Origin of the sequence: Marinimicrobium agarilyticum DSM 16975 (genome assembly GCF_000423345.1) — a bacterium.
Taxonomy (GTDB): Bacteria; Pseudomonadota; Gammaproteobacteria; order Pseudomonadales; family Cellvibrionaceae; genus Marinimicrobium; species Marinimicrobium agarilyticum.
Map to the genome: position 1 here is coordinate 84,359 of NZ_AUHU01000012.1, position 16,729 is coordinate 101,087.

Annotated in this window: 7 protein-coding genes; 4 read left to right on the forward strand and 3 right to left on the reverse strand. The window is 55.9% G+C overall.

The genetic code is table 11. The annotated features are described in order from the left end of the window. The first annotated feature begins 71 nt into the window (after positions 1-71). The 3 genes from G547_RS0112820 to G547_RS0112830 all read left to right on the forward strand — a co-directional run bounded on the left by G547_RS0112820 (position 72) and on the right by G547_RS0112830 (position 4,378). Positions 72-1,523: an aldehyde dehydrogenase family protein gene (locus G547_RS0112820; protein ID WP_027330207.1), complete on the forward strand. Its 1,452-nt coding sequence runs from the start codon at positions 72-74 to the stop codon at positions 1,521-1,523. 24 nt (positions 1,524-1,547) lie between these two features. Continuing rightward, positions 1,548-3,914: a glycoside hydrolase family 2 protein gene (locus tag G547_RS0112825; protein ID WP_027330208.1), complete on the forward strand. Its 2,367-nt coding sequence runs from the start codon at positions 1,548-1,550 to the stop codon at positions 3,912-3,914. An 89-nt stretch (positions 3,915-4,003) separates the two neighbouring features. After that, positions 4,004-4,378 (forward strand): cupin domain-containing protein, encoded by a 375-nt coding sequence (locus G547_RS0112830; protein ID WP_169449452.1) that lies wholly within the window; start codon positions 4,004-4,006, stop codon positions 4,376-4,378. 71 nt (positions 4,379-4,449) lie between these two features. Here G547_RS0112830 and G547_RS0112835 read toward each other — a convergent pair whose 3' ends face one another. The 3 genes from G547_RS0112835 to G547_RS0112845 form a co-directional block, all read right to left on the reverse strand. Further along, positions 4,450-6,480 (reverse strand): carbohydrate binding domain-containing protein, encoded by a 2,031-nt coding sequence (locus tag G547_RS0112835; protein ID WP_027330210.1) that lies wholly within the window; start codon positions 6,478-6,480, stop codon positions 4,450-4,452. 68 nt (positions 6,481-6,548) lie between these two features. Further along, positions 6,549-10,199 (reverse strand): TonB-dependent receptor domain-containing protein, encoded by a 3,651-nt coding sequence (locus G547_RS0112840; protein WP_027330211.1) that lies wholly within the window; start codon positions 10,197-10,199, stop codon positions 6,549-6,551. Positions 10,200-10,490: 291 nt separating this feature from the next. Then, the gene (locus G547_RS0112845; protein WP_027330212.1) at positions 10,491-14,498 is read right to left on the reverse strand and encodes a carbohydrate-binding protein; all 4,008 of its coding nucleotides are present in this window, start codon (positions 14,496-14,498) and stop codon (positions 10,491-10,493) included. A 459-nt stretch (positions 14,499-14,957) separates the two neighbouring features. On the opposite strand from G547_RS0112845, the gene G547_RS0112850 reads away from it, so the two are divergent. Continuing rightward, entirely contained in the window at positions 14,958-16,469 is a 1,512-nt protein-coding gene (locus tag G547_RS0112850) for a sulfatase family protein (RefSeq protein ID WP_245573479.1), read from the forward strand. The last annotated feature ends 260 nt before the right edge of the window (positions 16,470-16,729 follow it).

Below are 16,729 nucleotides of genomic sequence, written 5' to 3' on the forward strand. Positions count from 1 at the left end.
GACATTGTTTGAAAAAACATACTTCAATAATTGTATTCCAATAACAAGCGGCGTGAACGAGGAGCAGAATCATGACTACGTCCCTGCAACACTACCCGTGTTATATCGATGGCCAGTGGGTGGACGCCTCCAATGGCGCCACCTTCACCGTAGAAAACCCGGCGACCGAAGAGGTTTGGGCAACCATCCCCGACTGCACGGTGGAAGACGCCGACCGCGCTCTGAAAAGTGCGCAAAAGGCTCAGTTGGACTGGCAGGCGCTTCCCGCGATTGAGCGCGGCCGGCATTTGCTGGCAATCGTGGAAGGCTTGAAGGCACGACGGGAAGAGTTTGTTCGCCTGTTGGTGCTGGAGCAGGGCAAAACCACACCGGAAGCGCAGGGGGAGTTCGACGATACGCTGAATTACCTGACGTACTCGGCGGAAGCCGCCCGGCGCATTGAAGGCAACATTTACCCTTCGGACAACCCCAACGAACAGATCTGGATTCAAAAAGTGCCTTATGGGGTAACGTTGGGTCTGTGCGCCTACAACTTCCCGTTGGCGTTGATCGGGCGGAAAGTCGGACCAGCGCTGGTAACGGGCAACACCATGGTGCTCAAGCCCCACGAGGCGACGCCGGTAACCGCCTCTCTGTTCTGCCAGGTGGCGCACGAGGCAGGTTTGCCGCCGGGTGTACTGAACCTGGTGAGCGGTACGGGCATTACCCTTAGCTCCCACCTGGTCTCCAGCCCGATGACTCGTCTGGTTTCCTTGACTGGCAGTACGCGTGCAGGGCAGGCGATTTACAAGGCCTCGTCCGAAAATGTCTCTGGCCTGGTGCTAGAGCTGGGAGGCAAGGCGTCGTTTGTGGTACTTGAAGACGCCGACCTGGAGAAAGCAGCCGATGCCGCGGTGATCTCTCGCTTTGCCAACTGTGGCCAGGTGTGTATCTGTAACGAGCTGGTTCTGGTGCAGGAGTCCATCGCCGACAAGTTCGAAGCCATGGTGCTGGAGCGCGTCAAAAAGATTCGCTACGGCCAGCCGGACTCGGAGGTGGATATGGGGCCAAGCGTGACCGGTGCGAGCATCGAACGGGTGAACGGCCTGGTTCAGGAAAGCATCAAAAAAGGCGCGCAGGTCGCCACCGGTGCAAAGCGTCCTGAGGGCTCCGAATTTGAAAAAGGCCACTGGTATGAACCCACGGTACTGACTCAGGTGACGGCTGATATGCCGGTGGCAACGGACGAGATTTTCGGGCCTGTGCTGCCCATTATCCGGGTCAAGGATTACGAGGAAGCGCTGGCCATTACCAATGACCGGGAGGATGGTCTGTCGTCCTATATCTTCACCAAAGACATCAAGAAAATCATGCATGCCGTCCATCATATGCAAGTGGGTACGGTCTTCGTGAATCAGCCGATTTCCGGGTATATCCAGGGTTATCACTCCGGCCACAAGCGCAGCGGCGTTGGCGGCGAGGACGGCGTTTACGGCATTGAAAACTATCTGCAAAAACGTGCCGTCTATTTTAATTACGAATAATACGTTCAGTAAGGGGTTGTATTAATGTCTAGAATCAATTTGGACCTCAGCGGCCACCGCTGGCAAATGGAAAAAATGCGCCCGGGGCAGGGTATCCGGGAGGAGCTGCATCTGTTGCCCGCCGAATACCAGGGGACCACGTTCAGCTGGAATTTCGCCACCGTGCCCGGCGACGTCTACACCGATCTGTACCGCACCGGCGAGCTGGAAGACCCGTACTTTGGCCGCAATATGCACAAAGCCAAATGGGCTCAGGAATACGAGTGGTGGTACAGCCACCGATTCGCGGTGCCGGAATCCATGAAGGGGAAAGTCATTCGGCTGCTTTTTGAGGGTGTGGATTACAGCTGTGATGTCTGGCTGAACGGTCACCACCTGGGGCGCCACGAGGGCATGTTCTCCGGGTTTGAGTTCGACATCACCGAGTTCATCAATTTTGATGACTGGCGTGACGGCTCGAACATGCTGATGATCAAGCTGGACCCGCCGCCCAAGAATTATCGCCTGTGTGGTGGCAAGAAAGTCAACTTCTCCGGGGACTACTTTACCGGCCTGGTGCCCTTTGGCATCTGGCGACCAATCCGTATCGAAGCGACTGACGCCGTGCGCATCAACAACGTTCGCGCTGATGTCAGCCTGCCGCAACCCGGCGAGGCGGCGGTGGATGTTCTGGTGGATGTGTGGAACCACGGAGACAAGCCGGTGACCGCGGATCTGGAATTCGCGCTGTCCGGGCGTAACTGTGAGGCGACTCCCGTCGGTGAAACGAAAAGCGTTCGGTTGGAGCCCGGTTTAAACACCCTTGAACAACGTCTGACCGCGACAGATCCAAAACTGTGGTGGCCCTGGGATATGGGAGACCAGAACCTCTACAACCTGGACGTCAGTGTCGAGAAAGAGGGCGGTGGTAGTGACCAGCAGCAAGAAGTGATCGGGCTGCGGGAAATTCGCATGGAGATGAATCCGGGTTTCACCCCGGAGGAAACCGAGTACCCCTGGACGTTTGTGGTCAACGGCAAACGGCACTTCCTTCGCTCGGCGTGCTGGGGTGGCCAGCCCTCGCTGCTCTATGGGCGCAATAACCTGAAGAAGTACGAGGATCGGGTGGCCATGGTCAAGGAGGCCAACATCAACAACTTGCGGATTTTCGGATGGCACCCGCCGGAGATTCCGGATTTCTACCGGTTGTGTGATGAGTTGGGTATTACCGTCTGGACCAACTTTACTCTGGCGACCCAGGCTTACTCGAAAGAAGACGCCTTTGTGAAGGATGTACTGCACGAGTGCCGGGCCATTGTTCGAGAGCGTCGCAATCACCCCTCCCAAATTTTCTGGATGGGCGGTGAAGAGGTATTCTTCTCAGGCGCCCACGAAGAGAGCGGCAACCGCTATCTGATGGATGTGATCGGGGACGAGGTAAAAAGCTGCACCAATGTTCCCTATGGCTTGGCATCGCCGCTCAGTTCGGAGTCGGCGGTCAATATGGGCTTTAAGCCCAAAGAGTCCATTCACGCCAACGAGCACTACTATCAGGGTGGTGCGGAGTTTATGGAAGAGTATTACCCGGAGTTGGACTGCGCGATCGTGCCAGAGCTGACCGCCGCCTCAGCGCCCTCTGTGGAGAGCTTGAAAAAGTTTATTCCTGAAGACGAACTGTGGCCAATGGGAGTGAGCTGGGCCTATCACTGGGCGGATATAGATGTTCTGAAAAACCTCAACTTCGAAGTCTTTGACGATTATCGAACCGGCTCGCTGGAAGAGTTTGTGGAAGCCACACAGATCGCCCAGGGGACCGTGATCCAGTTCGCGCTGGAAACCTATCGTCGCCGCAAGCCCAAGATGAGCGGTGTGGCCATTTGCCACTTTATGACGCACTGGCCGGACATCAAATGGGGCGTCATCGATTACTATGGTGAGAAAAAGCGGTCGTTTGACTATCTCAAACGCACCTATCAGCCGTTGTTGCCCAGCCTGCAGTTTGACCGCCGGCGCTGGCAGGCCGGTGAAGCCTTTAACGCCCAAATCTGGGTGGTGAATGACTACCAGTACGAACATGAAGCGCTGACGCTGGAGTGGACGCTTCGCTACCAGGACAGGGAAACCGGTGTGGCCGGCCACAAGGTCATCGACGTTGCCGAAGATAGCTCTTCCCATTATGCGGACATAAAGTGGTCGCTTCCCAGCAATGCGCAAGGGCAGTTCACGGTATCGTTGGTGCTTAAAAACGCCTCGGGAGAGGTGGTGGCAGACAACGACTACGTGCTGTTGGTGGGAGACCAGAAGGCGGCGAAGGCGCAGAGCCTGGCCTATCTGGCGGAAGCACAAGAACGCCTGGACCAGTTCGGACACAACGTCTATCGGTACTGGCCGGACCGTTGGCAGGTGGAATAAGCAAATGCCTTGAGGTGTGCACCGGGCTTACCAGGCCCGGTTTTTTTGAATCAAAAAATCGAATGACTACTGACCGGAGAAACTACGCTATGAGATCGCATATTTCCATGTTGGCTCGAAATGGCGCGGGTGTTTTGGTTCGAGCAAACACTGAGAAGGCCCAGCCACTCGAACACAAAGGCTGGAAACTGCTGACCACCAGTGACGCCGGCCTTGGGCTGGTATTTCTGGAAGCCGAACCCGGCGCGGACGAGTTTCCCATTCACTCCTCAGAGGACGCCTGGGTAGGAATGGTGGTTCGGGGAACGGGAACGCTGTTTGCTGGGGATCGCAATGAGGTGATCGTGGACGGTATGGACTATCGCGAAGGGGATTTTATTACCTTTGAGCCCAATACCCCTCACGCTTGGCGCAATAATGGGTCGGACGTGTGCCAGATACTCTTGGCGCGACGGGATGCCTAGTATAAAACGTTGAGAAGTGGGTAAAAAAAAGGGCACGCAAAGCGTGCCCATACAAGGAGGAGATCAAGGAGCTAGGGTACCTCTACCAACTTCACGTTATCGATCACAAACTCCCCGTTTGGATTCCACAGGTTGGGGTTGAAAGTGATCATGACGCTCCGGGATGCCCAGTCATTGACGTCAGTGAAAGCGTCTACATCAATGTAGTGCTCGAACTTGGCCAGCTCTCCTTCTGTTTGGAAGAAGAAGTTTCTGGAGCGGGGTTGAACCTCTGTGGTCAAGTCGGTGCCTACTGGGGAGGTGACCCCGTCGGTGGCGTCAAAGATTGCTAAACTCATGGGACTGTTTCCCGTGCCGCCTGGCGTGAGTACCCGTACGTCCATACTGAGTAGGTACTTCTTACCATTTTCGACGGTACCCGCCGGCAGAGTCAGCTGTGCATTATTCCAATTCGTAATGTAGAGACTGTAGGCCCCACTGATGACTTCGTCGGGGTTTTCGGTAATGCTGGCGTTTTCAGAGTCGCCGACTACCCAATCACCCATTGTGCCGCCTTCGAACCCCACGTTGTATTCTCCAGACTGCGCTACGTGGTTGTTGCCGGCGTCAGTGGAGTAGCGCATTGCGACTACGTCATCCAGATTCATATTTGCCATTGTGTACTGAACTTCACGGCTGCTGGATGATTCGGGACCTGCCATCAACGACGCCACATGGAAGGCATGTTTCGTCCACGCTTCACTGTCCGATGGGTGAATCCCGAAGCGGCGGGAAAAGTCTTCGGTCTCGTTTGCGCCAACGATGTTTACGGAGTAAGCGCCCCAACCGCCAATGCGTTCTACTTGGCGGACCAGATAACCAGCGTTGGGTTCTACATCGAAGCTATTGCTCAGTTTCGGCTCGCCGGTAGATACGAGCTGGAAGCTTCCGTCCCAGGCGTCACCTGCGGTTTCTACGGACAAAACGGAGGTGTCGTCGGCAGACCAGCTAGAGAGGTCTCCGCTTTCGAAACTGCCGTTAGCGATAAGGTTCTCCGGGGCTTCACGAGTGACCTCCACAGAGAAAGTACTGCTGATCTCGAAACCGCCTTCACCGTCATTTACATCAAAGCTGTATTCGTAGGTCTCGGTCGCTCCGACGGTATCGATGTGGGTGGCAAAGTCCACCGGATCAATGACCAGTTGAGTACCGCTGGATTTGTCAAATGAAAGCTCAGGCCCGCCATTTGTGGGGGTAATGGTGTCCCACTCGATAGTCAGCGGATCACCGTTGCGATCGACGATGTATTCTGGGTCATTGAGCTCTACATAGACAATGGAGTCATTGGTAGTGAATGATCCTGAATAGGTGCCATTCACTAAGGGAGCTTCTGGCTCATCAACGACAGCACTGATGGTTATCGCCGCTGTACGCTCGACGGAGTGGTTCCCGTCCTCCACATTGTAGGTGAATCTCAGAGTAAGGAACTCCCCAACGCCAATATCGCTGGTAAATGCCGGAATATCGATGGTGAGTTCTGAGCCAGATACGGAGTAGTCGTCCACCGGGTTTTCCGATGACGCGGTGAAACCGCTTATGGACAGCTCGTCGCCGTCGGCATCCGTGGCACCTTGCAGAAGGTCGATTGTAACCGCATCGTCAGATGCGTCATAGGACGCCTTTAGCTGACCGAACTCAGGCGCAAAGTCTTCCCCTTCGATACGAATGGTAGCGGTCCGTTGAGTACTGTTTTGGCCATCTGAAATATCGTACGTGTAGACCATCTCGTAGGTGTCGCCGGTACCGATCATCGGGGCGATCGCTGAGGGATCAACGCTGATACGTACTTCCTGAGAAGCGTCAAAGCCAGTTTCATCATCTTTACTGGCGGTCAGATTCTTAACGCGGAGAATGTCCGCATCAGGATCTACGGCGTCCTGAAGGAGGTCGATGACCTGTGCGTCGTCAGATTCATGTAAATTTACGGTGATGTCGCCGCTGTGAGTGGGGGCGGCGGCGCCGATTGGCTTTCCGGATTCGTCACCGTCATCGCTACCGCAACCGGTCAGTGACGCTGCGATAATGGCTGTTAACAGTGCATGTCGTTTTTGAAACATTTTCATAAATTTCACCACTTATTGTATCGAGAAGGGTGTAGGCCTCTCGGGCCCACACCGGCTCTGTTTATTGGTTAGAAGCTCACACGTACGCCCAAGCGGTAGGTGATGCCCGTTTTAAACTCGGAGTAGGTGCGCGACTTGGGTGTTTCTCCGTCCATCGCATTGCCTTCTTCCAGCGCCACGAAATCGATGGCACCAGTCTCCTCGTTGTATACACGGTCCACAGCAATTTCACGGCTGGTGAAATACTGGCGGAAGGCGGCATCGGTCAGGTTGATGGCCTGGAAGGTAAAGCTGACATTGTCATTCAGCTCGTAACTCGCCGACAGGTCGAGCGAGTCGCGGCCTTCATTCCACAACGTGCCCTGATTCCAGGTCCGGCCAGACAGACCGGTATTCCAGTCGCTACCTACCAGCGAGTCGCTGGAGCCGCGGTAGCTCAAACGTACCTGGTGTCCGTCCTGCTCCCAGAAACCAGTCAGGTTGTAGGTATGCTCAGGAGTGTCCGCCACTGGCAGGGTCGGGAGCATCTTACTGGGGTCAACGCTGGACTGGTCTGCGTCGTACTCACTGTCCTGGTAGGTATAGTTGGCAGACATACCCAACCCGCTCAGGAAGTAGCCCGGGAGGAAGTGGTAGGTTTGTTGATAACCCAGTTCCAGACCCGTAATGGAGGCGCCTTTACCGTTGATCACTTTCTCCAAGCTATAAATCCCACAAAGGTCGCGCAGATCATCACTGAAACGGTTCGGATCTGAGGGGAACCAACCATAGTCAGCGGTCGCTCGCAGCGGCATACAACCGGTGAGCCCGTTGTCATCGGTGCCGTCATTGGCTGGCAGCATGATCAGGTCATTCGGATCAACCGTGCCTTCAAGTGAGCGAAGGTCGCTCAAGTACACTTGAGCGCTCTCAGTATCTGTGAAGTTGCTCATGTCTTTGTGGAACACTGCCGCGCTTAGCATGGCTGAGTCGTCAAAGTACCACTCCAACGAAAGGTCAAGGTTTTTGGATTCCAGCGGCTCGAGCTGGGTGTTGAACTGCTGGAAGCGGCCGACGTTCGGATCGCCTGTACCCCAGTAGCCGCCTTCGGTGATGCTGAAACCGGATTGGAGTTTATCGATTTCAGGACGTGTCATGGTCTTAGACACAGCGAAGCGACCAACCAGATCATCGGTAAACGCGTAGTTTATGTTCAGGCTGGGCAACACGTTTTCATATTCGTTGCTGCCGGTGGCCGCGAACGACTTCAGCTCTTTGTTGACAGGGTCGATCCAGCTGTAAGCATTGGTATCGGCGTTGTCAGTGGAAACTGAGGAATCATAGTCCAGCGGTGGTTCAGCCAGTCCTGCCTCCCATGCACCATTGCGAACGGTGGATACGTCGGCATAGCGCCACATAGTGTACCAGTTGATTTCTGCGCCCGGGTCGGGCAGGCTCTGATCCTGCTGGTAGGCGGCCCAAGCAGCATAGGCAGGATCGTGACAGGGGCCCTGGTCGGCGATAGGGGTCCAGCCAGAGGGATCCGGACCTGCGGAAACATCCCAACCTTGTCCGTCCACACGCTGGTACTTCTGCTCGTAGCCTTTGCGGTTCGCGGGGTCGTCAAACTCCGGCGCCCGGCATTCGGGGAGGCTGGTGTCACGGAGATCGCGCAGTTGGACCAGATCAAATTCGCGCTGAAGGGTTTCGCCATTCTGCCAGAAGTCGACCCCGCCAAACCCCTCGGCCTGAACTTCAGTCTTGACATAACGAACACCGAGGTCACCGGTCAGGCGGTCATCCATGAAGGAGAAATTGGTTTTCAAGTAGATGGCAGCGGTGTCAATATCAATAGCTCGGGTTTTGGTCTTGTCCGGTGTGCGGACGGTATTCTCATCATCCAGAACAAGATTGATGGTGTCTACGCCATCAAACGGAACCCAGTTTGCAATGCCCGGGACCTCGTAGCCCAGTGAGTCCATAAAGTTGACCCACTCGAGCCCGGATTTTTGGACATCTACTCCTCGAACGTCCGTCAGAGGGCCGCCAGGAACGACGATTACCCTGTCGTTCTCGTCCCGAATGACTTCTGTTTTCGTGATGCTGTTGAACTGGTAGTTCTGTTGATCGACGAACTTCTCGCGACGACTGGCCTTTGCCCCAAACTCAATGGTAGTTAGTCCCAATGTATTAATGTCGTAGTCAAAGTCCATCTGGAAGCTGGTGAGTTCGTCTTCTACTTTAATCGCATTCTCAGAAAGAAAAGACAGATTCTGAGAGGCAATGTCGGCGGGGTTGTAGCCGGTAAAGGCAGTGTTGTCCTCGTACGCCGGTGTGTCGGGGAGGGGGTCGATTTGCTCTCCCAGATCTACAAAACTGTCACCTGTAACGAGCTTGCAGCTTCCGGAGGTGCAGTCAAAACCCGCGGGCTCGATATCACGACCAGCGTCGTACAGCAAGCGAGATGGTACCTGGACAAAGTTCTGCATGACTGCATAAGCGTTGGGGAGGCTTTCCGATTCGCTGCTGGAGTAACCGATCTTGCTCTCCATGCGGAACCGGTCGGTAAACTCATGGGAAAAGTCCAGTGTAGCGCTGATATTCTCTCGCTCGTCACCGCCTATGGAGGAAACCACGTCGCCAACCGAGAAGCGGTTCATCTTCTTAATGAACGTGTTTGTGTCGGTATTGATCGTGTACCAATCTTCCTGAGGATCAGTAAACGGTGCGGGCGGACGAATGTCGTTGGGAAGAACGTCCCGCCCTTCCACAAAGTTGGTAACACGATTGTCTCGAACGGCAAACCCATCTTTTTGTTGGGTTTCTTCCTGTTTGGTATAAGTGGTGTTGAACATCAACTCGGTGCGATCTGTCGGCGCCCACTGAATGCCCAGGTTGGCGCCTTGACGATCATTGGTATTTTTTGACTGTTCGTAGAACGTGGCGGTGGGTTGGATTGCTTTTACACCGGAGATGATGTCGCCGTTTTGGTCGCGAGCTACCTCTATCAGGCCTGATGCTTCGAAGTCTTCTACGCGGTACTGGTCGCGGCGGTAGGTGTTGGTCTCGTCGTAGACGGTCAATGCAACACCGAGTGTTTCGTCGAGAAACGTTTCCGAGACAGAAGCTTGGACCTTGTAGTCCTCCTCTTCGCTGAAGTCGTTGTAGCGACCTTGAACAGTCAGGGAACGAACATCCTCAGCACGGTCCAGCGGTCGGGTGGTGACCAGGTTAATGGAGGCACCCAGAGAGCCTTCGTCGTGGTCCGCACTGGGGGTTTTGACCACCTCCAGCTTGGACAAAATATCCGTCGAGAAAGAGCTGAGGTCCACAGCCTGACTAAAGGAGGTGGAGGTCAACTGCTGCCCGTTGATGGAAATGTTGTTCTGGTTGGCACCGGCGCCGCGAACAGTGACCTGAGCCCCTTCGCCGTTGCGCTGAACCACGGATACCCCAGTAACCCGACCCAGTGCATCGGCGATGTTCTGGTCGGTGTTTTTACCCATGTCCTCGGCGTTGATGGTATCCATGATGTTCTGGGCGGTGCGCTTGTCGTCAATGGACTGCTGAAGGGCTCCACGGATACCCGTAACCACAATCTCTTCTAGCAGCTCGATATCGTTCTCTCCGTTTTGAGAGTCGGCATCGTCGGCTTGCTGGGCATAGGCGGGGAACCCGTGGGTCGCGAAAATGGCCGCAGACAGGGCGGTCAATTTAAAGTGCTTGGCGATAGATGGCATCTTGAACCTCGCTGGTAGTTGCTCATTATTTTTATGGGAGCGCCCGAAGGCGGGGCTCTCAAAAGGATAGTCGGTCTGCTCGACAGGCAGGTTTGTTATACCCTTACCGTAATTGTGAACCAATACAAATTATTGTCAATAGGAGATTGGTGACAATAAACAAAAATGGTAGAGGAAATAGTGGGTGGTTTACGTAGGCTTATATGAAAAAGGAATATACCGGCGGAGGATGAGAAGAGCGAGGGCGGGAAGCGCCCCCACAGCGCAGGCCGTGGGGGCGAAGGGGGTGGGTTAGCGTTGCGGTTGGGTGGAGAAGTCCCACACCGTCAGGTTTGATACCGTCAGCTCACCGTTATGGTGGAAGTCCGCCAGTATCTGGTTATTGCTTTGAAGCACGCTGACCGGCACCGGTATTTCCAGCGTGGCGAAATACCGCTCGGCGCTGTTCTCTTTGGGGCCGCGCCAGTCGATAGGCGTTTCTACGGCTGTACCGTTGATGGTGAGCGAGTCCAGGGTCAGGTTGCCCCCTTCAACGTCGTCTTCTCCCGGGTACAGGGCCACGGTGAGTCGAAGCATGGCCTCAGCGGCACCCGAAGGCACCTGAACGCCGTCGACGTTCAGCTCCACGGCGCCGCCCGCGACGGATACCCGGTGGGGTTCACTGCCACCGCTGACGCTGTCGCCGAAGTACTTGTGCTCCTGCACCTGCTCGTTGACCGCAATGTTGGCGTTGGTGCTGTAGCGCAGCACCACGGTGCCATTGCCCTCAAGCGTTACCGTGGAAGGGGCCTGGTTCATATGCCGGCGGTCCAGCAACACGCTGTCGTCACCCGGGTAATACAGCTGACGGAGCTCAACGTTGCTGAGGCTGTTGCCCCCGAGGCCAGACACGTTCAGGTCGACTGTCGTGGCGGCGGTTTCCAGGTTGTTGAGGATCACAAACAGGTTGGAACCGTCGACGTAGGAGTCTACCTGTACGTCCGGGTCGGTGGAGGCGGTGTCGACGCGGGTGCCTTGAACGTCTTTCCATAGCTCATAGAAATGAATGTAGGACGACCACTCCCAGTTGCCGCTATTGAGTTGGTCTTCAATCAGCATAGCGTAGTGGTAGCGAGTGGTGCACGGTGTGGCGTCGTCGTAGCCACAGCCGCCCGGCAGGTAGCCCCACAGGGGTTTGGCGGGCGTAAAGGGCATGGACTTGATCACGTAGTCCGGACGCTCCAGGAACTGCATCAGCATGGCGTTGAAGGACTTCAGGCTTTCCGCATCGAACCGCTCTTCGTGAGCGCGCTGGTCCCAGCCGCCCTGAACGGCACCATACTCGGACAGTACGATGGGTTTGCGGTTGTTGACGCCGTTTTCGTGAACGTCGTACCACTCCATCATATCCAGCATGGCCTGCACATGGCCGCCTCGACGCAGGGTTTCCGGGCCGGTCATGTTCACGGAGGGCCAGTCATAGATGTGTACGGCATAGAAGTCCATATTGTCGCCGGCGGCTTCCATAAAGCCTTTCCACATCACGTCCCACTGGTACCAGTCCTGGGCTCGCGTATCGTCCACTGGGGTCGCCATCGCATTCTCATAGAAGGCTTCGGCTTCCGCTTCCTGCTGTGGGTCTTCGTGGGTGATCCATTGGTCGTAGTTGTCGTCAGCGTAGCGGGAAATCCCGTCACGTTTATAAAAATCATGCTGACCCCAGGTCATGCCGCCAATCATTGGTGCTTCGCTGCCGAGGCGGCTGCGAATCTGGTTGGCCACCAGGTTGTGGTACTCCCAGATCGCCTCCTGGTTGGTGACCATAAACGCGCCGGTTTTCATTTTCATGTCCGGCTCGTTAATCACTTCCCAAAAAGTGGGCATGGGTTCACCGACATTGCCGTTGCCACTGTGAGCGAAGTATTGCTCCAGGTACTGCCCCATCCATTCGGCCGAGGTCTGAATGTCCTTGGGCTGCCAGTCGGTGTTGGTAAAGCCCGTTGAGTACCAGGACAGCGTGGGATACGTCGGGTGTGGATTGGTCCCGGCAATCATTTCGGTTTTGCTTTCCGGGAAGCGATCATACAGCGGCGTATTCTCGTAGAGTTGCCGTAGCTCTTCGCCGCGCGTCACCATCCACTCGAGGTCAGCGTGGTTGGGCCGCTGTTCGTCTTCCGGTGTTTCGCCGAACTTCCAGGTCGCAGACCCGTTGTCCCGACCAAAATAGACGTCCAGGGTGTTCAGAACGTAATTGAGCTTGTCGGTGTGCCCGTTCCAGTCCTGCTCGAACACGGTGGAGTGCATAGTCATGTGGCGATCCCGCCCAAAGTCGGAGACGCCGTTGACGATATGCTCGATATTGGCATTGACGTTGACGGTTACCGTTTCCGCATTGCTTACCTGCGAAGAAGAGCAGCCATTGCGGTTGGCAAACTCGCCAGCGGGGGTAGCGGAACAGGTGTCTTCAGCGTTGACGACGCCGTCTCCGTCGTTGTCACGGCCGGTAGCGCTGCAACCGTCGGGGCCAACATTGACGCCGTAGGCGGTGGGGCAGCTGTCACTCTCGTTGGCGACGCCATCAAAGTCATCGTCGTCGCCGCCGGAGCTTTCGCAGCCCTGTTCATCCACAAAGGCGTTTTGAGGCGTGGAAGGGCATTGGTCTATCAGGTCGCTGATGCCGTCCTCATCCCCGTCGCGTTGGGAGGCAGAGCAGCCCTCGCCGTTGGCGACTTCCGAGTCGGGGGTATCGGGGCAAACGTCGTTGATATCCGAGATGCCGTCCCCATCACCGTCCAGATTATTGTCCACGGCTCCGATTCGGCGGAACTCAATGGCGTCGATGTTGAACTGGAAGTCCTCCGACCCCGCGCCCGTGATCCGAATGCGGGACTCGCCTGGGAAGATGTTAAAGCGAGTGCTGGAGGTTTGGTCGTAGAAAGTGTCCCAGTCACCCTGGCTGGTAATGGCAGTGGTGTTTTTCAGCACCAGGTCACCGCTGTGGTCAGTAACCATCAGGCCGGCGGCAGTTCCACTGCTGTTACCGGTGGCGACCCGGTACACCGCTTCATACAGCCCCCCGTCGCTGTGATTGATCACGAACTCAATGTGGTCACCCGCGTTGAAATAGTTCACCGCGGTGCCGCCGTCCACCTGATAGGTTTCCAGCTCGCCTGCGGACGCTTGGTAGTGCTCTGCTTCCAGAGTGAAAGTGCCCGAAACAGGGATCGGGTCACCGGACGGAGGCGCGCTTGAGGCGCTGGACGACGCACTTGAAGACACGCTGGATGTCACGCTTGAAGAAGCGCTCGATGAGGCGCTGGAAGAGGGCATGGACGAGCTGGACGAGGCGCTCGAGCTGCTGCTGGAGGCGGTGCCTGCAAAACTCAGCTCAAAGGCGTCCAGGTTCCACTGCCAGTCATTGCTGCCCGCGCCCTGAAGTCGAATATCGACTACCCCTTGGGGCAGGTAGACGCTGCTCGTGGCCTCCAGAGCGTTGAACGTGTCCCAGCTACTGGCGGGGACAGACGTGGTGTGCTTGGAAACCCAACTGCCACTTTCGTTGACCAATAATTCAACGGCGGCGCCGTCGCTGATGGCCGTGCCGATGTAATAGGTCAGATCGTAAAGGCCGGCCTGTGGCACCGACACCTGATAATCAGCGTAGTCGCCACGGTTGACGTAATTCAGGGCCGTCGCGCCGTTTACCGTATATACGCTGATGGGGTCGGGCTGGCCGTCGGCATAGGTGCCACCAATGGCATGGTAGTTTTCGGCTTCTTGCCGCAGCCCCGGAGTGGGCTCGGGTTCAACGTCGCTTTCCATCAGCGTCAGCCGGAATTTATCCATGTTCCACTGCCAAGCATTGCTGCCCGAGCCGTGCAACCGAATGCGTACCGTACCGGCCGGCAGTTGAACGGTATGGGGCGCGAGGACGGACTCGAAGTAGTCCCAGTGGCCGGTGGGCACGGTGGTCTGGCCCTGGCTGTTCCAACTGGAGCCGTCGTTGACCAGAAACTCCACTTCCGAGCCCGAGCTCACAGAGGTGCCCACCAAATACTCCACACCGTAGGTGCCGGCGTCGGCAAGCTCTATCTCGTATTCGACGTAATCCCCATGATTGACGTAGTTGATGGCATCAGTGCCATTGACGGTGTAGACGCTCACCGGCTGTGGCTGTCCATCAGCGTAACTTCCACCGGACCCGTCAAAGGCCTCTGCCTCGACTTCTAACGTTTGCGCGACCGCGTGGTACCCCGCCAATGTGCCGCCCGAGAGGGTGGCAATCATTAAGGGGAGTGTCGCTAGCTGCTTTTTATTCATAAAAACCTCTAAGCACGATTAGTTATAGGATTATTGATGTCTAGCAAGCCATACCACTGGGCTGCTAGCCGGAATTCCCTTTCGTTACCGCTCGAGGTGAGAAAGCACTCGCGTGACCCCTGCAAAAGAGGGGACGGAGTGCGAACACATCGACCCATGCCAGCGATTGTCGGTGTAGTGCTTGGGCATGGGGCGAAGTGAAAGGGCCCTTGGTCTTATGTGTTGGTGGCGGGCCTTAACTGGTTTTGGTAACCGTATATTGTCTACAGTACACATTTCTAAGGCAGGCTAGTAGGTAGATCGGTGGTTTGGGTGCCAATCATCCCGTTTTGAGACGAGAGTCACACTGGTGCGATGATTTGAGTGCCTGCACGATAGTTTGGTGGGGCTGCGGCGCAGGGTTTTCGGGGCAGCAAGTGTGTGCTATATTGATGACAATATACAATAATGAGGTGGGTAATGTCTGTTATTCGTGTGGGTTCGTGTCTGTCCCAATTCGCTTGCTTGATGGCGGGGTTGCTGTGTTTGTTTTTCTCCACGACCGTCGAGGCTGAGGCAACTCAGCCGAATATTCTGGTGATTCTGGCGGATGATCTGGGTTATGGAGACCTTGGATACACCGGCTCCAAAGAAATCAGAACGCCCAATATTGATGATTTGGCCGCCGGAGGGGTGGTCATGGAGAACGGCTATGTGACCCACCCCTATTGTGGCCCCTCCCGGGCGGGATTGCTGACCGGGCGCTACCAGGCGCGTTTTGGGATGGAAAATAATGTCGCCTATTCACCGTATGATCCTCATGCGGGGCTGCCGGAGGAGGAGCGGACATTTGCCTCGCGTCTCCAGGCGGTTGGCTATACCACAGGCATTATCGGAAAATGGCACCTCGGCGCAGCTCCGAATCATCACCCCAATCGCCGGGGGTTTGACTACTTCTATGGATTTTTGTCAGGGGGCCATAACTACTTTCCGGAGGATGTTAGCGTGACCCGCCCGTTGCTGACCGAAGGTGGCAAGCCGGACTACATGGTGAATGAAGGGGGTTATTTGCCGTTAATGCGAAATGAAAAAGGGGCCACCTTCGACGAATACCTGACAACGGCGCTGAGTCGTGATGCCGCCCGCTTCGTGCGCGAGAGCGACTCGCCGTTTATGCTCTACCTCTCCTACAACGCCCCCCACGCACCGCTGGAGGCGCCTCAGGACGTTACTGATCAGTATCAACACATTGAAGACCCGGAGCGGCGTACCTATGCCGCGATGGTGGACGTTATGGACCGTGGGATTGGCCAAGTGCTTGAGGCGTTAAAGCAATCGGGTAAGTACGAAAATACCCTGATTTTCTTTCTGTCGGACAATGGTGGTGTCTACCCAGAGTCCTGGATGCCCAATGCCGACTGGGCGGACAACTCTCCCTACCGGCGCGGCAAAGTGAGCTTGCTTGAAGGCGGGGTACATGTTCCGTTTGTTGTGCACTGGCCGGGAACCCTTCCAGAGGGCAAACGCTTTGATGGCTTGGTCTCGGCTTTGGATATCGCAGCGACCTCCGTTGCGCTGGCCGGGGCAGAAGTGCCCGAGGACAAGCTGGATGGAGTGAACCTCATGCCGTTTCTATCCGATGAGCGGCAGGGGTCGCCTCACAAAGCCCTGTTTTGGCGGCTGGAAGAGGACGACTACCTTTGGGCTGTTCGCACGCCAGAGTACAAGTACATGCGTCAACCCTTGCCGGGCGTTGGTAAAGGCTTCTTCGATATGGTGAATGATCCCTACGAAAGTGAAAACCTGTTGGGAGAACACCCGCAGAAGCAAGAGCAACTGGCAGAGCTTTGGAACGAGTGGAACGCGAAGAACCAGTCAAACGTTCTGCTCCAAGCCTACCCCTATATGGAGCGCCGAAAAGCCTTCTATGATGCTTTGTATAAAGAGCGCGTTCGGGCGGCAAAGCAACGGGAGCCTTACACGGTTCAGTAGCCCCCATCACTACCTCCCTCCCGCAGCTCTCACGGGCGGCGGGAGCTCATGTCGCTCTACTCCCTGCCTGAATCACTTTGCTCTCCCCGTAAATCCACTCCTCTGAGAAAGAGAACGCTTGCTTATAGTCGCGTAAGAGCGGCGTGGTTCGATCGCAACAGTCTTTCAAAAAAACGTAAAAGAATATGTGTCAAAAATGCTCCGTCAAAACACTCTATGTAAGAGTGGGGCGTTTAGACACCCTGCGAATGAGTTTAAAG

Excerpts from the sequence above, each read along its gene's own strand:
- G547_RS0112845 (WP_027330212.1), bottom strand. The coding sequence starts at position 14,498 with ATGAATAAAAAGCAGCTAGCGACACTCCCCTTAATGATTGCCACCCTC.
- G547_RS0112830 (WP_169449452.1), top strand. The coding sequence starts at position 4,004 with ATGAGATCGCATATTTCCATGTTGGCTCGAAATGGCGCGGGTGTTTTG.
- G547_RS0112835 (WP_027330210.1), bottom strand. The coding sequence starts at position 6,480 with ATGAAAATGTTTCAAAAACGACATGCACTGTTAACAGCCATTATCGCA.
- G547_RS0112825 (WP_027330208.1), top strand. The coding sequence starts at position 1,548 with ATGTCTAGAATCAATTTGGACCTCAGCGGCCACCGCTGGCAAATGGAA.
- G547_RS0112850 (WP_245573479.1), top strand. The coding sequence starts at position 14,958 with ATGTCTGTTATTCGTGTGGGTTCGTGTCTGTCCCAATTCGCTTGCTTG.
- G547_RS0112840 (WP_027330211.1), bottom strand. The coding sequence starts at position 10,199 with ATGCCATCTATCGCCAAGCACTTTAAATTGACCGCCCTGTCTGCGGCC.
- G547_RS0112820 (WP_027330207.1), top strand. The coding sequence starts at position 72 with ATGACTACGTCCCTGCAACACTACCCGTGTTATATCGATGGCCAGTGG.